The organism is Metamycoplasma subdolum (assembly GCF_033546815.1).
GTDB lineage: Bacteria > Bacillota_I > Bacilli_A > Mycoplasmatales > Metamycoplasmataceae > Metamycoplasma > Metamycoplasma subdolum.
Window position 1 is genome coordinate 379105 of the sequence record NZ_CP137846.1, and the last position, 20208, is coordinate 399312.

Annotated in this window: 17 protein-coding genes and 3 tRNA genes; 14 read left to right on the top strand and 6 right to left on the bottom strand. The window is 28.2% G+C overall.

Annotated elements, in window-relative coordinates; genetic code table 4:
• Nucleotides 1-10 precede the first annotated feature (10 nt).
• The 5 genes from R9C05_RS01710 to fic all read left to right on the top strand — a co-directional run bounded on the left by R9C05_RS01710 (nt 11) and on the right by fic (nt 2574).
• Entirely contained in the window at nt 11-361 is a 351-nt protein-coding gene (locus R9C05_RS01710) for an ASCH domain-containing protein (protein WP_170141516.1), read from the top strand.
• A tRNA-Trp gene (locus R9C05_RS01715) sits at nt 360-434 on the top strand. The genes R9C05_RS01710 and R9C05_RS01715 overlap by 2 nt, the downstream gene beginning before the upstream one ends.
• Nucleotides 435-554: 120 nt before the next feature.
• A tRNA-Trp gene (locus tag R9C05_RS01720) sits at nt 555-628 on the top strand.
• Nucleotides 629-1398: 770 nt separating this feature from the next.
• Nucleotides 1399-1494 carry a Fic family protein gene (locus R9C05_RS02930; protein WP_404810264.1) on the top strand — a complete coding sequence of 32 codons (96 nt, stop codon included), beginning with the start codon at nt 1399-1401 and terminating at the stop codon, nt 1492-1494.
• Nucleotides 1495-1746: 252 nt separating this feature from the next.
• The gene (gene fic, locus R9C05_RS01730; RefSeq protein ID WP_318613897.1) at nt 1747-2574 is read left to right on the top strand and encodes a protein adenylyltransferase Fic; all 828 of its coding nucleotides are present in this window, start codon (nt 1747-1749) and stop codon (nt 2572-2574) included.
• 78 nt (nt 2575-2652) lie between these two features.
• On the opposite strand, the gene R9C05_RS01735 is transcribed toward fic, so the two are convergent.
• A tRNA-Thr gene (locus tag R9C05_RS01735) sits at nt 2653-2727 on the bottom strand.
• Between the two features lie 108 nt (nt 2728-2835).
• Here R9C05_RS01735 and prfA point away from each other — a divergent pair.
• The 9 genes from prfA (at nt 2836) to R9C05_RS01780 (ending at nt 12586) form a co-directional block, all read left to right on the top strand.
• The gene (gene prfA, locus R9C05_RS01740) at nt 2836-3915 is read left to right on the top strand and encodes a peptide chain release factor 1 (RefSeq protein ID WP_121941007.1); all 1080 of its coding nucleotides are present in this window, start codon (nt 2836-2838) and stop codon (nt 3913-3915) included.
• Entirely contained in the window at nt 3916-4617 is a 702-nt protein-coding gene (locus tag R9C05_RS01745) for a peptide chain release factor N(5)-glutamine methyltransferase (RefSeq protein ID WP_121941006.1), read from the top strand.
• A gap of 42 nt (nt 4618-4659) precedes the next feature.
• On the top strand, nt 4660-5763 hold the full coding sequence (locus tag R9C05_RS01750; RefSeq protein ID WP_121941005.1) for a DnaJ C-terminal domain-containing protein: 1104 nt from the start codon (nt 4660-4662) through the stop codon (nt 5761-5763).
• A gap of 176 nt (nt 5764-5939) precedes the next feature.
• On the top strand, nt 5940-7790 hold the full coding sequence (topA, locus tag R9C05_RS01755) for a type I DNA topoisomerase (RefSeq protein WP_318613898.1): 1851 nt from the start codon (nt 5940-5942) through the stop codon (nt 7788-7790).
• A gap of 63 nt (nt 7791-7853) precedes the next feature.
• Nucleotides 7854-8864 carry a hypothetical protein gene (locus tag R9C05_RS01760; protein WP_121941003.1) on the top strand — a complete coding sequence of 337 codons (1011 nt, stop codon included), beginning with the start codon at nt 7854-7856 and terminating at the stop codon, nt 8862-8864.
• A 3-nt stretch (nt 8865-8867) separates the two neighbouring features.
• Nucleotides 8868-9944 carry a (d)CMP kinase gene (gene cmk / locus R9C05_RS01765; protein ID WP_277870192.1) on the top strand — a complete coding sequence of 359 codons (1077 nt, stop codon included), beginning with the start codon at nt 8868-8870 and terminating at the stop codon, nt 9942-9944.
• Entirely contained in the window at nt 9944-11260 is a 1317-nt protein-coding gene (gene der / locus R9C05_RS01770) for a ribosome biogenesis GTPase Der (protein WP_170141535.1), read from the top strand. Before cmk ends, der begins: the two co-directional genes overlap by 1 nt.
• Before the next feature lies 1 nt (nt 11261).
• Entirely contained in the window at nt 11262-12251 is a 990-nt protein-coding gene (locus R9C05_RS01775; RefSeq protein WP_121941011.1) for an NAD(P)H-dependent glycerol-3-phosphate dehydrogenase, read from the top strand.
• 56 nt (nt 12252-12307) lie between these two features.
• Nucleotides 12308-12586, top strand: a complete 279-nt coding sequence (locus R9C05_RS01780; protein ID WP_121941001.1) for an HU family DNA-binding protein — start codon at nt 12308-12310, stop codon at nt 12584-12586.
• Here R9C05_RS01780 and recU read toward each other — a convergent pair.
• The 5 genes from recU to R9C05_RS01805 all read right to left on the bottom strand — a co-directional run bounded on the left by recU (nt 12583) and on the right by R9C05_RS01805 (nt 20067).
• The gene (gene recU, locus R9C05_RS01785) at nt 12583-13089 is read right to left on the bottom strand and encodes a Holliday junction resolvase RecU (protein WP_121941000.1); all 507 of its coding nucleotides are present in this window, start codon (nt 13087-13089) and stop codon (nt 12583-12585) included. The two genes, R9C05_RS01780 and recU, sit on opposite strands and share 4 nt — an antisense overlap.
• 94 nt (nt 13090-13183) lie before the next feature.
• Nucleotides 13184-15061 carry a UU173 family protein gene (locus tag R9C05_RS01790; protein WP_170141534.1) on the bottom strand — a complete coding sequence of 626 codons (1878 nt, stop codon included), beginning with the start codon at nt 15059-15061 and terminating at the stop codon, nt 13184-13186.
• Nucleotides 15061-15936 carry an MAGa7180 family putative nuclease gene (locus tag R9C05_RS01795; protein ID WP_277870191.1) on the bottom strand — a complete coding sequence of 292 codons (876 nt, stop codon included), beginning with the start codon at nt 15934-15936 and terminating at the stop codon, nt 15061-15063. Before R9C05_RS01795 ends, R9C05_RS01790 begins: the two co-directional genes overlap by 1 nt.
• Nucleotides 15937-17037, bottom strand: a complete 1101-nt coding sequence (locus R9C05_RS01800) for a helix-turn-helix domain-containing protein (RefSeq protein WP_277870190.1) — start codon at nt 17035-17037, stop codon at nt 15937-15939. It abuts the gene before it with no gap.
• Nucleotides 17038-17334: 297 nt separating this feature from the next.
• The gene (locus R9C05_RS01805; RefSeq protein WP_121940998.1) at nt 17335-20067 is read right to left on the bottom strand and encodes a DUF885 family protein; all 2733 of its coding nucleotides are present in this window, start codon (nt 20065-20067) and stop codon (nt 17335-17337) included.
• Nucleotides 20068-20208 lie beyond the last annotated feature (141 nt).

Sequence of the window (20208 nt, forward strand, 5' to 3'; positions counted from 1 at the left end):
TGGACTATTTATGATAGAGCCATACGGTAGTTTAATACTTGATGGCTTTAAATCATATGATGCTAGGTCATATAGTACAAATATTCGAGGAAAAATAGCAATAATCGATTCTAAAACTCATCTTATTAAAGGCTATGTGACTTTAACTGATGTAAAAGAAATATCGTTTAAAGAATATGTTGTTTGGCACAATGATGCCTATAAGGATTTTGAAATTGTTAATAATCAACCAAGTAAAAAATATTATGCTTGGATTTTAGAAAAACCAATAAAAGAAAACAAAAAAATAAAAGTCCAAAGATTATCTAGAAATCCGTGGATCAATTTGGAGGGATTAAATGGCAACTTTGAAAAAAAGTAGGGGTATAGTTCAATGGTAGAACAACAGGCTTCAACCCTGTGTGTTGTGAGTTCGAGTCTTGCTACCCCTGCCATATGTCAATGACAATTTGAACCTTTTGGTTCATTTTTTTTAAACAAAAAACATTATTTAAACAATAAATAACTTTAAAGAATATTAGAATTTATTAAGAAGAGATATTTTATTAATCTTTAGGGGATTAGTTTAATGGTAGAACTGAAGACTCCAAACCTTCTGACGTGGGTTCGATTCCTACATCCCCTGCCATATGAAAAAAGAACGCAAAAAAGCGTTCTTTTTCTTTAATTTAGTTTTGAGAGCTTAACAAAAAAATGCAACAAAATCTTCGGCAAGAACTATAAAACTTGCTAAAGTTTTGCGTTTGTTGCCGAATAATTTCTAATTATTTAAGGAAGAATTATGACTTTAAAATGGGCTTCAATTAAATGAAATTTATCTGAAAGAAGCATAAGAAATTACTGTTCTTTAGTAAAGATAAAGAATGCAACTTTAGTAAATGGATCTTGAATAATTCTATATGATTCTAAAAAAACGGTAAAAAGGAATAAAAAAAATTACTTACTAGAAAAATTAAGATTTGAGAAAAAACATTTAATTAAAAATGGTATCGATCATAAATTTCAAATTGATATGATTTTTAATTCAAATCACATGGAAGTAAATGAGCTTAGTCATGAAGAAACCATATTTATCTTTGAAACAAGATTGGTTGGCTTTGAAAATAAGATTAATAAAGTTGATGATATTTTAGAAATAATAAATCATTTCAATGCGATTGATCGTGTGATTGGCTTTTGTAATTGTGAATTGAGTGAATCTTTTATTAAAGAACTTCATAAAATTTTAAAAAGCGGAATTGCACAGTCAAAGATTCCAATATTTTCAATTGGTAACTATAAAAGAGAGCCAAATACTGTTGGAAACATTGAAACGGTTCATCCTAAATTAGTTAATGAAGATATGAAAAAACTATTAGAAAATACATTAAAAAGAATAAACATACATTTGAAGAAATTATTGAATTTCATGTTTGTTTTGTGAAAATTCATCCCTTTCAAGATTGGAACGAAAGATTGGGGAGGCTCATTGCAATTAAAGAATGTTTAAAATAATATTGTGCCGTTTATTATTCTTGATAAAGAAACAATGTTTTATTATCACGGATTAAGTAACTGAGATCAAGAAAAAAATTACTACTTGACACTTATTTACACGGACAAGACATTGTAAAAAAATATTTAGACTATTTCAATATTACTTATGAATAAAGGTGAAATTTGAAATTTCAGTTGTTTGCAATTTGTTTACAACTGAAATTTCTTTGCTATAATTTTTTTATGATAAAACATTCGATTAGATTTTTTTTGAATAAACCTGTTAGAGCAATTTGAGACTATAAAAATAGTAAATGATGATATTCAGCAGTAGATATTATTCAAATAATTTCAGCTTCTAAAAATCCAAGAATTCTTTGAAACACTTTAAAAAGAAGAAATGGCCAATTACTAAAATTTTGCAAGCAATTTAAATTATTTGCAACTGATGGCAAAAAATATAATTCTGATGTTATTTGTGAAAATGGAATCAAAGAACTTGGATTTATACTCAAATCAAATTCATATGCAAAATTTAAAAAATGATTAGAAGGCAGTAATGATTCTATAGATGAACAAAGCAGAAGAAAAGCATATGAGTTATACAAAACAACTTTAGTCAATGATGATGAAATTGGAAAAACTATTTCATTAGTAAAAATACATGGATATTTATTTGAAGGACTTTATAATTTCGCTGGAAAAATTAGAACCAAAACTATTTCAAAAGGAAATTTTACGTTCGCAAATGGTGATTTTTTACCGCAAATTTTAAGTGATTTGGATAAAATGCCTGATTCAAATTTTGATGAAATTGTAGATAAATATGTGGAAATGAATATTGCTCATCCATTCATGGAAGGAAACGGACGAGCAACAAGAATTTGACTTGACTTATTATTAATAAATAGAATCAATATGTGCATTGATTGATCAAAAATTGAAAAATCAGATTATCTAGAAGCTATGATAGAAAGCCCTAATGATATAAGCAAGATTAAAAATTTACTTAAAAATGCGTTAACTTTTGAGATTAATAATAGAGAACTTTTTATAAAAGGAATTGACATTTCTTATTACTATGAAGAAATTGAATAAAAAGACTTGAAAACAAACTTCAAGTCTTTTTTTGCAATTAAAATAAATTGATTTCTAGCTTTGGACAATTTCTTGAAATGGTGCCGTCTACTGGAATTGAACCAGCGACCCCTTCCTTACCATGGAAGTGCTCTGCCCCTGAGCTAAGACGGCAAATTGCTTTATTTATTATAAATTATTTTTAAATTTTTACTCACTTTTTTATAATAAAAACGCATCTGTCAAGTCAAAAAGTGACTATTTTTGATATAATAAAAAACTATGGAAAAAACAATGTATGAATCATTGCTTGCAATCAAGTCAAGACATGATGAAATTTTAAAAAAATTGACTGAACCAGAAGTGTTTAATGATATTAAAAAGTATCAAGAACTTAATAAAGAAGCAAGCAAAATTGAAGAAATTGCTACTACCTTCAAGGAATTTTTAGCCTCTGAAGAGCTTTTTAAACTTTCAAAAGATATTTTAAATAATGAAAAAGATCAAGAGTTAATTACACTAGCAAAAGAAGATATTGAAATTCAAGAAGAAAAAATGATGAAACTTGAAGAAAAATTAAAAGAACTTCTACTTCCTCAAGATGAAAATGATGATAAAAACGTTATTATGGAAATTCGCGGTGCCGCTGGTGGAGACGAAGCAAACATTTTTTCAGGTGATCTTTTTAAAATGTATCAAAAATATTGTGAAAACGAAGGCTTCAAAATCAAAATTGTTGATTCAACATATGGTACAGCTGGTGGATTTTCACAAATAGTATTTACTATTAAAGGTGAAAAAGTTTGATCTAAACTTAAATTTGAAAGAGGAGTTCATCGTGTTCAAAGAGTTCCTCAAACTGAAACTCAAGGAAGAGTTCATACTTCAACAGCCACAGTAACAGTTCTCCCTGAAATTGATGATACTATTAATATTGAAATTAAACCTGAAGATATTGAAGTTAACGTTTTTCGTTCATCAGGAGCAGGCGGTCAATCAGTTAACACTACTGACTCTGCAGTTAGAATAATTCACAAGAAAACAGGAATTGTAGTAACGTCTCAAGATGAAAGAAGTCAAATAACTAATAAAGAAACCGCTTTAAAAATTCTTAAATCAAAACTTTACGAACTCGAAGTCAAGAAAAGAGATGAAGAAGAAAGTGGAATGAGAAAACTTGCTGGAACTGGCGATAGAAGTGAAAAAATTAGAACTTATAACTATCCGCAAGATAGAGTAACTGATCACCGCATTGGTTTTTCAACCTCGTTAAAAATAGTTATGGAAGGTTCACTTGATAAAATAATTGATGCTTTAATTGCTTTTGAAAAAGCAGAAAAAATTAAAGAAGCAGGGTACTAAGTGATAGAAAAAGAAGTTTTATTAAGAGAAAAAAGAAGATACGATCTTGAGCCTTATATTACTCGTAAAGAATTAAGGCAACTAAAAAGAGATGTTCCTGTTCAAAAAATTATTGGATTCCAAGTAATGCAAAATGTTTATCTTGATTTAAGATACAATGTTTTAATTCCCCGTTATGAAACAGAGGAAGTAATTTTGGTTGCTTATCATTTTATAGATGAAGGTTCAAGAGTTCTTGATTTAGGTTGCGGTTCAGGTTTTATTGGACTTGCAATTAGAAAAAATAAGCGAGCAATTGTAGAAATGGTTGACTCTGCAAATGCTGCAATTAAACAGTCAATTTTAAATGCAAAGTATAACGAGTTAGATGTAAAAATTTATAAATCAAATTGATTTTCAAATGTTGAAGGAAAATTTAATGTAATTATTTCTAACCCTCCATATCTTGATAAAAATAAAGAATACCCTGTAAGTTTAAAGTATGAACCAAAACGTGCACTGTTTGGAAAACAAAGTGCAATAAGTGAATATGAAAAGATTTTGAAAAATGCGAAAAACTACTTATATGATGAAGGAATTCTAATTTTTGAAATCGATTTTAACTCAGCAAAGTATATTAAAGACAACTATCCAAACGCAACGATTTTGAATGACATAAACGGCAAAGAAAGAATTGCAATTTTACAGAAAGAAGATTTATAAAATTTAGCACTCTTAAATTTATTGTGCTAAAATTATTTTATTATGGAAAAGAAAAAAAGAGATTACTACGAAGTTTTAGGCATTAGTAAAGATGCAACTGAAAAAGAAATAAAATCAGCATATCGTAAATTGGCAATGCAATATCACCCTGATAGAAATAAAGAACCAGACGCTGAAGAAAAATTTAAAGAAGTTAGCGAAGCTTATGAAGTTTTATCTGATGCAAGCAAAAGAGAAAAATATGATAAGTTCGGTCACCAAGCTTTTGACCCAAATAGTTTTCATTATTCTGAAGATATTTTCTCAGACTTCTTCAAACAATTTCAAGATGCTTTTGATGGCGGAGGATTTGGTGGATTTGGCGACTTTTTCGGTTTCAATTCTTCAAATAGTCAATATGAAAATAGTGGCAAAGATTTACAAATGACACTTACAATTGATTTTTTAGAAGCATGCAAAGGCGCAAGTAAAACTATAAAAATCAAAAAGTATGAACTTTGCTCACATTGTAAAGGAACACTTGCTGATAGTCCAAGCGATATTAAAAAATGTTCAACTTGTCGCGGAAGCGGAAAAATTCAAAAATCTCTTGGCTTTTTTTCTACAGTTATGATGTGTTCAACATGTAACGGGACCGGTAAAGAAATTTTAAAGACTTGTCATTTATGTAGAGGTAAGGGACATTTAGTAGAAGATGTTGAAAAAACAATTGATATTCCCGCTGGAATTATTGAAGGTCAAAGTTTAAGACTAGCTGGCTGAGGAATACCTTCAAAAAATAGCGAGGGAGATCTTTACATTTTAATTCAAATAAAATCTCATCCTTTTTATCAAAGATTAGGCAACGATATTGGTCTTTCAGTTCCTATTTCTATTGTTGATATTTTGCTTGAAAAAGAAATTGAAATACCAACTCCTTGAGGAAATAAAAAGGTAAAACTTAAGAAAAATATGCCCTTGAACGGATCAATTAGACTAGATAATTATGGTTTTTCAATTTTGCATTCATCTAAAAAAGGTGCTTTGATAGTTTCATTTAATCCTTACATGCCGAAAGTAGATAAAGAAACACAAGAAAAACTAAATAATATATTCGCAAATATCAAAGATGAAGAATACTTAAAATGATTAAAAAAATTTAATTAAGAGTTGATTTATAAAATCAACTTTTTATTTTCTTTTGTAGTCATTTTATAGAAAGATTAGAATGATTTTGAATACTTAAAATACACAAAAAATCAAAAAAAATAATAAGTTTTTTATTTAATTCATTTTTTTTATTATGATTATAAAATCACAACAAGAAGTTTTAGGAGGTAAAAATGGCTTACACTAAGGTCATGATTGTAGAATCACCGAATAAAGTTGCAACAATTCAAAAATATGTTGGAAAGGATGTTCAAGTTCTTTCAAGTGTTGGACATATTTTGAAACTTTCAACAAGTGGAGAAAAAGGTTTAGGTATTGATTTACAAAACTGAGAACCTCGTATGATTGTTGATAAAAGTAAATCAAAAACTATAAAAGAATTGAGAGAAGCAACTAGAAAAGCAAGTGAAGTTTTAATCGCAACTGACCCCGATCGTGAAGGTGAAGCTATTGCCCAAAATTTAGTTGACACATTAAAAGTTAATGATAAATACAAAAGAATTAAATATAATGAAATTACTGAAGAGGCAATTAAAAATGCTCTTGAAAATCCAATAATGATTGACATTGATTTAGTTAAAGCACAAAAAGCAAGAAGAATGCTTGATCGTATTATTGGATTTGAACTTTCTCAACTTATGAAGAAAAAAGTAAAAAATGCACCAACAAATCCATCAGCCGGAAGAGTGCAATCAATTGCTTTAAAATTAGTGTGCGATAAGGAAAAAGAAATTGAAGCATTTATTCCAATTTTGTATTCAAAAATTGAAGCAAAAATTGCTGAAGATGTTAATGCAACTTTCTACTATTTAAATCACAAAGATTTTGCAGATGATGCAACTTGAATTAAACCTGAAAAATCAAAACAAATTCTTGATGAACTAAATAAAGATAAAAGATTAAAAGTTTCAAACTTTGAAATAACTCAAAGAAAAGATAAACAAATAACACCTTTTAAACAATCAGTTTTATATAAAGAAGCGAAGTATTCTTCAACTGTTGTTCAAGTGACTGCACAAAAACTTTTTGAACGTGGGCTTATCTCATATCCAAGAACAGATTCAACAAGACTTAATGATTCTTTTATTGCTAAAGTTAGAAAATTTATTGAAGAAAATTATGGTCAAAACTATATTGCAAATGACATCAAAAGTTTCTCAGGAGCACAAGATGCTCATGAGGCAATTAGACCAACAGATATTTACTTAAATCCAAGTTTAGCAAAATCAAAATTCCGCTTAAATGAAGAAGAAAATTACATTTATGAGTTAATTTATAACAAGACACTTTCAGCAATAATGCAAGTTCCTATTCGTGAAATTTATCACTATGATTTAATAAGTTCATCAGGTCACAATTTTAGAATGAGTTATTCAAGAATTATTTTTGATGGATATTATAAATTAACCAAAAATTATGAAGCTTCTAAAGTATTACCAAATTATAAAAATGGTGACATTTTAGATGTTCAAGAGTTTGAAAAACTAGATAAAGAAACTCAGCCACCTGCACTTTACAATGAAGGTTCTTTAATTAAAATGTTAGACGATATTAAAGTTGGACGTCCTTCGACTTTTGCATCAACAGTTAAAGTAATTAAAAGTAGACTTTTTGTTGAAAATAAAAATGGAGCACTTCACCCTACTGAATTTGGTAAAACCGTTATGAGCAAATTAATTGATGGTTTCCCAACAATAATGAATGAGGAATATACAGCATCAGTAGAAAATGATCTTGACTTAATTGCTGAAGGAAAAGAAGATTATAAATCTTTAATGTCAGAATTCTATAGTCGCTTTAATGTTACTTTAGATGAAGCAACCAAAACAATTGAAATTGCAATAATGCCTGAAGAAACAATTGACGAAAGTTGCCCTGATTGCGGAAACAAACTGATGTACCGTTATACAAAAGCAACGCGTGAAAAATTCATCGGTTGCACTAATTTTCCAGCATGTAGATACACAAGAGATGTTGCTGGAAAGAAGAGAAAATTTTGAAGATTTAAAAGAAGCACAAAATAATGTGTTTCTTTTTTTACTTTAAAATAACTTCAAAGTATGAGAATTTATTATAAAATAATAAACATGAAAAACAAATTCACTGATACACTTGAAAATGATTTTAAAGAAAAAGCAAAAAAGAAAAGAATCGTTAGTAAAGCATTATTTTGAACTTTAATTCCTTTAACAATTGCAGCCTCAGTAGGCGGTGCAATTTATTTTGTTATCAAAAATAGTAGACCTCTTAAAAAAATAAATTTGACTAAAGAGCTTTTTGACCAATGATCAAATATTGAGTTTGAAAAGAAACTTAATAATTCAAAATCAGCAGCTGACATTATTAAAGATTTTGAAAAAGCTAAATTAGAAAATGAAAACAAAACTAATGAATTTAAAAAACACAACCCCAAACCCTCAAAGAAAGATTTAGAAGATTTTGAAGAAAATTTAGTTGATTTAAATGTTTTTATTGCTTCAGTTGTAAGCAAAAAAGGAACATTTAAACAAGATAAATACTTAATATTCAAATTTTTAAATATTGAAAAAGTAATTAAAAATGATGGAAAAGTTGATGAAAATGCTATCAAAATTACATATGAAGTTTTTCCTAACTTAGAAACAGCAGAGATAAATGAAAACAAAAAAGTTTATGCAACTAAAAAGTCAAAGTTCTATTTTAAAACAAGCAAAATCGTTGAAATAGTTTCAAGTACTGAAAATTGAGAAACATCTGCAAAATTCCTTGAAGTTTTTGATAAACACATGAAAGAAATTAAAGATATTATCAGATATAGAGAAGACCCAGTAAATGATAAAGATGGCGAAAAATGATTCAAAAGCGAAAAATTTCAACAACAAGTTTTTGAATGATTTAAAAAACTAGTTGAAGAAGCAGAAACCCAACCTCAACTTTTCAAAAAAGAAATTTACGATATCAAACCTTACACTGAGCAAAGCAACACCAAAACTTATGTTCAATGAAATCCAACAAAAGGTTTGAACGAATTAACAATTGATTATTATTACCAACACAAAACTAACGCAACCGCTAGAAGTGATGGGAAAAGAAAGATTTTTACAATCTTAGATATTTAATTTATGAAAAGAAATGATTTGGAAAATAATAAAGCAACATCTTCACTTGAACTTCAAGATGAAGAAAAACTTTTAAAAGAACAAAAAAAATATGCGAAAGAATTTGCGAAAAGAATGGAATCAATCCGTGAATTTTTTAATATTAAAGAAAAAGTTGATAAAGATGAGCTGCTTTCTTTAATGAAGCTTTTAAAAACTGAAAAAAATGATTTTAGTGAAGAAATTAAAAACTTGCAAACTGAAAAAAAATGACTTCAAAATCTTAAAAAAAGAATTAACACTCAAAAACAAATTGAATCAACTGCAACATTAGATTTAGATAAAATTTTCAAATTTGATTTAGAATTTGAAAATGCTTTAAAATTAATTAAAAATGAACTAAATAAATACAACATTAAGGAGGAACAAATGAAGAAAAAAATCAATATTGCAATTGATGGTCCTTCTGGTGTTGGCAAAACCGTAATGTCAACAATGCTTGCAAAAAAATATGATTTAACCTTTATTAGTAGTGGAAACATTTATCGCCTAATCGCATATAATGCAATCAAAAAAGGTATTAAAATCACTGAAGAAAATTTAGAAAAAATTAATAATGCTTGAAAGTTTGAAGACATAGTTTATAAAAGCGATGGAAAAATTTTTCTAAAAGGAAAAGATGTTTCATCAAATATTCGCGAAAATGAAATTTCAATTGCTTCAAGTAAAGTTTCTAAATATAAACCCTTAAGAGAAAAGGTAAATAAATACATTCAAGAGATTGCAAAAAACGTTGGTGGAATTATTGTTGATGGACGTGATGCAACTTATAGAATTTTACCTGAAGCAGATTTTAAATTTTACCTTGATGCAAGAGCAGAAATAAGAGCGAACAGAAGAATTAATCAAGACATTTTAGCAGGTAGAAAACCAATTGAATTCAATAAAATTTTAGAAGATATTAAAAACCGCGATTATGAAGATATGAATAGAAAAGTCGATCCTTTAAAAGTAAGTGAAGGAAGTGTTTATATTGACACATCTAACCTTTCTGTTGATGAAAATCTTCAAGCTATCGTTGATGTAATTGAAGGTAAATAATGAAAAATATTGTTGCTATAATTGGCAAACCAAATGTCGGAAAATCAACTCTTTTTAATAAGATTATTAATAAAAGAAAATCAATTGTTTATGACACGCCAGGGGTTACTAGAGATAGAATATATGACAATGCTTCGTGAGCCGGTAAAAATTTCAAGATCATTGATACAGGTGGAATAACGCTTGAAGAAGCAAGTTTTAAAGAACAAATAAAATTACAAGCAAAAATTGCTATTGAAGAAGCTAATGTAATTATTTTCATAATCGATGGAAGAGAAGAAATTACAAGTGAAGATTATTTTGTTGCTCAACTTTTAAGAGAATCAAATAAACCTGTAATTTTAGCAGTAAATAAAGTTGAAAATTCAAACTACAATTTTGATTCTTCAATTTATAGTTTAGGTTTCGCTGAAATCTATCCAATTTCTGCAATCCATGGAAATGGTGTCGGAAACTTACTTGATAAAGTGTTAGAAAAACTTAATTTCACAGAAAATGTTGAATCTTCTTTATTTAAATTAACACTCTTGGGAAAAACAAATGTTGGAAAGTCAACTCTCTTAAATACCTTGACTCATGAAAATCGTTCAATTGTAAGTGACATTGCAGGGACAACTCGTGATTCGGTTAGTTCAAAAATTAAAATTAACGGCGAAGAATTTGAAATTGTTGATACTGCTGGAATTAAAAGAAAATCAAAACTTTCAGATTCAATTGAACATTTTGCTTTGATGCGTGCTAATGATTCTATTGAAGAAGCAAATTTGGTACTTCTGATTTTAGACGCAAATGAAGAAATTAGTTTATTTCATCAAAATATAGTAGGAATTGCTTTTGAACTTAAAAAACCAATTATTGTTGTAGTTAATAAATGAGACTTAATCCAAAAAGATGAAAAAACAATGGATGAGTATAAAAAGAATTTGAAAAAGAAACTTAAATTTATTGATTGATCACCAATTTGTTTTATATCAGCAAAGGAAAATTTAAGAATTAATAAACTAACTGACGCTATTTTTAAAGTTAAAGAAAATATTAGTCGTAAAATACCAACTAATGCTTTAAATAATTTAATTATGAACGCTCAAATGATGAGGCCAGCATCATCTATAAAAGGCAGAAGACTGACAATTGCGTTTGCAAAACAAGTTGAAAGCAGGATTCCAACATTTATAATGTTTGTAAATGATAAAAATTTAGCTCACTTTACTTATTTAAGATATATTGAAAATCAAATTAGACAAAATTGAGATTTTTCAGGTGTTCCAATTGAGATAGTGGTTAAAAATAAAAACAAAAAAGAGGGGGATGATTAACATGAATAAAAAAATTTTAGTGATTGGTTCGGGTGCAATGGGAACCGCATGTGCAAACATTTTAGTAGATAATAAACAAGAAGTTTTAATTTATGGTGTTTGCGAAAAAGAAATTAATGAATTAAGAGAAGGAAAAAATCTAACTTATTTTGATGAAAAAACTAAACTTAATAAATTTGATACAACCTTAAATTTAAAAGAAGCTTTAAAAGACGTAAGATATATTCTCTTAGCCGTTCCTTCAAAATTTATTCCTGATGTAGTTAGTGAAATAAAAAAATACGTTCAAAACAAAGTTTTGTTAATTAATGTGGCTAAAGGTTTTTGACCAAATGAAACCAAAACAGTGCATACAAAACTTGATGAAATTAGCAAAAAATTTGAACTTTTTGAAGGAGTAGTTTCATTAATGGGCCCTTCTTTTGCGTCAGAAATTGTAAATAGAAAAATCACATTTATTGACGCTGTTAGTCATTCATTAAAATTTGCTCAGGAGGTACAAAAACTTTTCTCAAATGAATACTTAAGAGTTTATACTCAAGATGACATAATCGGTGCTGAAGTAGGAGCCATTTATAAGAATATGTTAGCCATTGCTTCAGGATTAATTGTCGCCCTTGGTTATAACATAAACACTCAAGCAGCACTACTAACTCGTGGGTTTAAAGAGATGAAAAGATACTGTAAATTTGTTGGCGGAAAGATTGAAACCTTAAGCGGTTTGACAGGGCTTGGCGACTTAATTTTAACCGCACTCAGCGATAAATCTAGAAACTATAAATTTGGCTTAAATTTCTTCAAAGATAGCGAAAATAAGAACAATATTACAGTGGAAGGAATCAACTCAATTAAGACAATTTATGAGAATTATGTGGTCACCAATAAACTCAACTTACCCATAATAGATGCCTTATATAAAGCAGTTTTTTTAAAAAAAGAACCCGAAAATATAATAAAAATTTTGATGAAAAGACCTTTAATTAAAGAATAATTAAAAAAAATTAATTTAATTAGTTAAAATAAAAACTAGAAAGGTAGTTTATATACATGAATAAAAGAGAAATGATCGTGAGAACAAGTGAAAAACTTGATGTTCCACAAGTAATGGTTGAAGCTATTTGAGATCAATGTGAAAAAGAAATAATTGAAACTCTTGCTTCAGGAGAAAAAGTTGCTATTTCTGGATTCGGCACATTTACAATAAATCAAAAAGATGAAAAACAAAGAATCAACTACTTTACTAAAGAAAGAATTATTGTACCTGCTAAAACTGAACCAAAATTCAAATTTTCAGATGTATTCAAAGCTCAAATTAATAGATACTAATTAAGCATTGAAAGATAATCAATTACACCTGGAAAATTTAAAGGAACTATTTTACCAATTAACCTAGCCTCCTCATTTGAGAGGCTTTTTCTTTTTAAAAAATGCTTTTTAAAATCTGCGTGATTAATCAAAATAAATTCATTAGTTAATTTATAGAAAAGAATTCAAAAAGCTACGCCATCAAACTTCATAACTAAATCTAAATATTCAAACTGATGTTCACGAATACTATGTTTAGGTAGCTTATTTTCCTCAGTGCTTTTGCATTCAAAAGCTATAAACTTGCCTCTATAAACTCCATAATAATCAACATTGCTTTTTCCAATTATAAAAGCATCTCTTGTCTTAAGTTGCTTTTTTTCAACATTAACCGCTTTAAATTTAATATCAAGATTTTTCTTATGAATAAGGGCGACTTTATTAATAAGATAAAATGCATTAGTATCATTAATTATTTTTTCAAGCAACATTCCTCTATTTTTAGTATTGTAATTTATTTCCATATATTCATTTTATTAAAAAACTTTCACAAAGTTTTCCTAAAGTTTTCTCGAATTTTTCCATTTTAAAGAAAATAAAAAGTGGAGTGTTTCCACTTTAATCTATAAGAAGTTTATCAACTAGTTCATTATTCTTTTCACTATTTTGAATAATTCAATTTGACAAATCCGCAACCATAATCATTGCTACTACATCATTGTGACAATATTTTCTGAGGTTTTTGCAAATATCTTCTCACTCTAAATTACCTATTTTATTTTGTGCTCTTGCTTGTGCAATTTCCATTGCCATTGAGCCATTTTGAACTTCAAGTTCATTGTATGGTGTAATTTCATGTTTAAGTTTTAGTTTAGAAGCATGAACAAATTTTTCAAGTAATTTAATTGAACTTTTTCCACCTAAAAATCCAAGATTGATTACCGGTTTTTTAATAAGTTGTGGCGAAGAGTTAACATATAGTTTATGCAAATCCGCCATTTTTTTAATAATTTCTTTACCTTTTGTTTCAATTTCAAGATATTCTTCTGTTGTAAAATCATTAGTTTTATCTTCAGCATAACATTTTAAAGTTTCAAGCATTTCTTTTATTCTTGTTTTTTCATATCCTTGATTATAAACTACATAATAATCAACATCTTTTTTATAGATATCATTAATGATTTTTACAATAGTTTTATAAGAATAATTTAACGGGTCGTATACAAAATCTTCACTCACATTTTTTACAACATTTTTTCTATAAGTTGTAATTATTGAAAGTTGAGAAATTACTTGCCTTCAAGCTGGCAAATAATCAATAATTGGTCATGTTAATTGAAAACCTTCAAAGTCGAATCAAGCAATGTTTTTTTCTTCATAATTTAATACATCCAAAGCTTTAAAAAAATCAATTAAATCTTCAGATTTTTTTTCTAATTTTTGACTAATTAAAAACTTATTTCAAAGGTTATTATTAAAGTAAATATTTTTTAAATTATTGCTTGGGTTATAGAAAGCTAAAATATTGTTTATTAGTTGTTGATTTTTGGTTGTTTTTTCATCATAAATAATTTTAAAAATCTTCTTGCCTCAAGATTTTTTTTGAGAATATAGTTTATTTCTTCAAGCTTCTAAAAGTCTGTTGCAAAGTTTGCTTTCAAATGGTTTTTCTTTGAAGTAAATTTTTAAAAATTCTTGGTCAATTTCATTATTTTTTTCTCAGTTTTTTTCATCATTAATAGATCTTAAAAAATGATCAAAACTTCAAATAAATTTTTCTTTTTTTCCGAAAATTTCTTGCAAACTTTTATTACCAAAAATAACATCATTAAAAATGGGAAATTCGTTTTCTAAATTTTCGCCATCAATGTTAATATTTCCTTTGGTTTTTTTATTAACACCACGATTAACTTTTTCAAAACTAACTAGGTTTTTTCTTGCCTTTTTGACTTCAAATTGTTTAAACATGTAAAGGTAATAATTCGAAATTTTTACTCCAGATTTTAAAATGACTTGACCTTGGAAATATGCTTGGATAATTTGTTTATTATTTTGCATTTTAGAAATTGTATTATTGGCAAATGAATGATCAATTTTTGAATAATAAAGAGGGGCAACTACTACATTTTTATACTCAAATGTTGGATTAATTATTACATCGATTTTAGGATTTTTTATTGCTTCTTTTGTTTGTAAGATTTTATTTTCTTTGGTTTCTTTTAAACTTATAATTTCAACATTGTAATTTTTAAATTCATTTAAAATAAAATTTTGAATTTCTTGGCTAATAGCATCAAGATTTGCCTTAACATAACTAATTGTAGGTCTTTCGCCTTCATCATCTTCATCAAATAACGTTTCACCAATTTCACTATTTTCAAGAGCAACTTTGTCTGTTTCATCAAGATTAAAATGATCTAAATTAAAAATAAAATATGGGTCGATTTGACATGCAATTGCAAAATGATTAAAATTAAAGTATTTTGGTTTTTCCATTATTTGAATTTTCCTTCACTTACTCATTTATTAAGTAAAGCTTCATATTCATTTTGGTTTTTGCATTTTAAAAAATCAAGCAAGTCTTTGTCACGTGCTTCTTTTCAAATTGGACTTTCGCCTTTTTCAGTAAAGTGATTATATCAATCTTGACATTTTTGCATATCGTCTTTTAGTTGAGGTAAATTAACATAAATCTTTTTAGTTTTTAATCTTCTATCTTCAAGTCTAACATTTTCAGGCTGAATATAATCTTCTTCTTCTAAGAAAAGACATGAAATTAAAAATCTAAGTTCATTATCCTTGGGTTCTTTTTTATGTTTTTTTAAAAAATTTAGATAAGTATAAAGACTTGCTTGCTTTCCATAAGAAACTGGGACTAAATTGTCTTCTCATTCATTTATTTTTTTAATTCCAGCAGTTTTAATTTCGATAATTAAATCTTCATCTTCAACATATCCATCAGGAAGACCGCCAAAAAGAGAAGATGTATCTTTAAAATAATCATATTGATATTCTGTCGCATCAAATCTTTGAATTTCTCACCTTTTTGCTTTTGAAATTTTTTCTAAAATTTTGCCTTCTAAAACTTTCCCAGCATTAACATATTTTTCGTCAAGCATGGGCATGCCGATTTTGCAAAGTTTAGCAAAAGCAGCAAAAGGACTTTTAAAACTATCAGTTTCAAGTATTTCGCCTAAATAAGTTCCAGTAATTTTTCCAAAACCAAAACTACCTTTGTTTTCCAAAAGGTATTTATGAAATTTGGGGGTTAAAATTAGGGTTTTGGTTTCATTATTTAATAAATAATCTTGCACATTGTAGAATCTACGTTTTTTAAGTAGTTCGTTTTTTCTTGCTTCCGTAGTGCTCATTTATTTCAAAACCTCTGTATCCTTTAGGATACTTTCAAGTTCTTTGTCTTCAAAACGAACGTATTCATAACGTTCTTGCAATACGCTTCAAATATAACTTGTGTCAATATTTGGATCTTTTTCAACAACTTTTCGATGTGTTTCATAAGCATTAATTGCATCATAAATTGCACGATAGTTTGTAGGATTTTCTTTTTCTCAATCACGATATACATCAATAACTTTTTGATCAATTTCTTCTTCAGTTAAGTTATTATGAAAACAGTGAATTAATTCATGTAAAAGTGAGAAAAAGATATAACTTTCTGAATGGTACATGTCAGATAAAAATACATATCTTTTTCCACCTTTTTTTAAGGTAATCGCTCTAATAGAACTACCTTCAATAAAAGGTTTAGTAACTAAAATTATTCCTTTGTGCATTAAATATTTTTTAATATTTTGTATTTTCTTGTGAAAGTCGAAAGTTGATGTCATCATGTTTAAAACTTTTTTAAGCACCGCTTCAAAAAGTCCAGTTCTGAAAACTCCAAGATTTTCTTTGTCATAATGAACTGAAAGTTCACAGAATCTAATTCAAATATATGAATTAGCTTTGTTGTGATATTTTTTAGTTTCGGCTAAAATATGTTCTTCTAAATATTGACGATAATCAGGAAGTTCTGTTACTCCATAAAACTTTTTAAGTTTCATAAGCTTGATGTGGTTTTCCATATCTGGAGTTATTTTTGCTCCAAAACCAACAGCAAGTTCTGGATGATCAATTATAAAATTAAGTCCAAAACTTTTCATTTGTTCTTCAATATTTGGATTGTTTCTTACGCTTCTTAAATTACTATATGTATAGTAAAGCTTGGTTAAAATTCCAGTTTCTAATCTAAAAGCATATTCAAGTCCTTCTAAAACTGAAACCGAAACATCAATTACTTCATCATTCAAAATTGAATTAATATGTTTTACAGAAAGTCCTAGTCTTAATGCTAGTTCTTTTTGTGTCATTTCGTATTTTTCTAAATAGAATTTTAACTTATCTGCAAAAGTATCATTTCTATTTTCAACCTTTTCAACATCAGGTAATTTTTCGTCTATTATGTTTGCCATTTTTCCCCCTAAAAACTCAAATTCATAAAGCGTTTATGAATATTATAACAAGTTTTTATAACCATAAGTTAATAAAATTGATTTGAATTTTTTTTAATTTTTGACAATAAGGGCAATATTTGCATTTTTAAGGAGAATATTAGTATTTTTTTTGTTGGTTCGCTTTATTTAGAAAAAAGTTTCAATTACTTTTAATTCTATTTTTTTTGTTAAGTTTTTAGGATAAAGTGGAAGAAAAAAAACTGGAGTTTTACCTCCAGAATTTTTTCAAATTTTTGTAAGTTTTAATTAACTTATTTATTTAATGTCATAAGCTGCTTTAATAACTGTTACTAATGTTTGCATTGGTAATGCTGAGTTTCTTAGCAAGTAGTCAAAGAATTCATGAATTCTTGCATGTTCAACTTCACTGCCTGAAGTACCAGTTGTTTTAGCATTAATGAATTGTTCTCTAGTTAATCCAAGTTTTGTATAAACTTGTTGGTATAGATCAAGCATAACTTCTTTACCTGAGTTGTATGAAGTAGCTTGTCCAGCACAGTTAAAGTATCTCTTAGATTCAGAGGTAATGTCACCAATACCTAAAGCAGAATTTTTTGTCATGTATTGACGTACATCCTTAATTGATGCACCAACTGAAAGTTCAGTGTTACCTGCACCTTCTCCATGAATTGCAGTATCAACTGCTAAACGCATGTTACGTAGTTGTGCTTCGTTTAATGCACCAAAGTATTGAAGTAAGTTAGTTAATTTAACAGCTGCTAGAGCTTGTTTCTTTTCTTCAGTGTATTTTGATTTACTATTTACTTTTGTTCAGTAAACTCCACCATGAAGTTTCTTGATTTGATCAATCATTTCTGCTGTAATCTTGCTTTCATCAGTTGTTGTAAAGAAGTTTGTAATACCACCTTTTGATAATGAGAAGTCTTTTGGTGCTGCATAAACGTCAGTGCTTTCGTAGTTAGGAGTTCCATAGTATCCAGCTTCGATACCAAATCATTCCATAAATAGAGCTCATCCTTCAGTATATGCTGTATAGTCAAATGTGCTTGCACCTAAACTCTTACCATTAACTTGTGCTAAGTGTTGTGAAGCGTAAGCTAATTGGTTGTGGTGTCCCATCATTGATTCGTGGTTTGCAAATGAAGTTACTGATCATTTTGGTAGTGAGTAGTAAGGGTCAACGTTGAATTGGAATTTCTTGCTTGAGAAGTTGTATGCTCCAACCCCTTGGAAGTCACGTTCTGTGTATTTGTAGGTGTCAATTTCAAAGTCAACAATTTCTTTTCCAAAGAATTTTTTACCGAAACTTTGGGTAGAGTCTTTGAATTGTTTGTAAGCTTTGAAAGCTTCCATTGCACCAAATCAGAATTGTTCATTTGTGATTGAACCATAAGCTTTATCTTTCATTGAAGCTTCTAATAAAATGTCGTATCCGTATTTAGTTAATTCAGTACGTCCAAATTTTAATTTTTCGCTTGTCTTAAGTTCATCTTTGATTTCACTACTGTAGTAAGATGCTTCTTCACGTCCAAAGAAAAAGTCTTCAGCATTTAGTCATTTTACGAAAGCGTCATAATCGATTTTGCCATCGGCTTTACGAATTATAACTTCAATATCATTTTTAGGGTTAGCTCCAACTCCGTCATCGTCGTATTTAATGGTTTCTTTTCATTCACCTGTCTCACCAACAATTAGTTTTGCTGCTTCTTCAGCAACTTTAATCATGTTGTCTTTTGCTTTTGTTGTTGAATTGTGACCTTTGTCAAACACTTCTTTTGGTGTTAAATCACTGGTTGTAACCATTTTTAGAAGTTGGTTGTAAATTTGTTTACCAGTAATTCCACCAGATTTTCCTGGAATGTAAGCAATACCAGCATTCTTTTGTTCTAAGTCTTTTTGAGTTAAACCTAAACCATAAATTGAAACTTGGGTTTTGTCTTTTTTGGTTACAACGATTGTATTTTCTTTTTCACTAATACTATTAGTTTTAAATAGTTTTAGTTCAGCTAAGTCTTCACCTTTACCAAAGGTTGATGCGTTGTAATATGTTGTTGCATATTCAGTGTAGAATTTGTTGATTCAGTCAACTGCAGTTCATTCAGTTTCTGGTTTTGTGGTTAAGCCAATTAAGTCTTTAACACTAATTTCGGTTTTGCCACTATCTTCAGCAAATTCAAGTAGTTTTTTTCCATAAAGTTCTTGTAAAACAACCTTCATGTTGTTCTTAATATGAATTTTTGAAACTACTAAGTTTTGATCAATAGCCTCTTTCATTCTAGCTAATCAACCTTTAGCTTTAGCTTCTTGTACTTTAGCATCTTCTGGGTCAATCATTGTTATTCCTGCGTTGTCAGATGCGGCTTTAGTTAAAACAATGTTTCCGTAGAATGAGTTACCTGCATAAGTATTTGATGGTCCTCATTCAAATGATGCAAATAGGTAAGCAAGACCATTTAAGTGATTTCCTTTTTCAATTTCTCAGTTGTATGATAAACCATTAATTCATGCTAGTAAGTCTGAATTAATTTTTGCTTTTCCAAATACTGAAAGTTCTTTAATAACTCCATCTAGAATTTCTGCATAAGCAGTTGATGTTTCTTTTGATGGTCAATATAAGTCAGTAAATTTCTTTTCTTCAACTTTCTTTGCAAGTCCATCACGGGTTGCTAAAATATAATCTGCAATTAAGTTTGTGTATTTAGCATCACTAAATTGAGTTTCAGCGTCAGCAATTTTCTTTTCAAGTTCTTCTTTTTTCTTCTTTTCTTCTTCAAGTTTTGCTTTGTTTGCTTCTTCATCTTGGTGAGCAGCAATTTTTGCTTCTAAATCTTTAATTGTTGCAAGGCTTGTTACAAGATCAGCACGATCTTTTAAGGTACCTGTTACCAAATTGTCAAAATTTTTCTTGTCTTCTGGACTTGGTGTTGGAGGTTTTTTACCTTCACAGTTGCAACTAATTGCCATTAATGGTGTTGATAATAATAAAGATGTTGGAAGTAAACTTAATCAAATTTTAGATTTTTTCATTTTTTAAATTAAAATTCTCCTTCAATTTCCGTCTTAAAAAAGACTAAATTTTGCTAGTAAAAAAATAACTTATCAAAATTTTTTTTGACTAGCATTCACTCTCTACATTGGAAATATTTAAATGTATAGAGTAATATAATT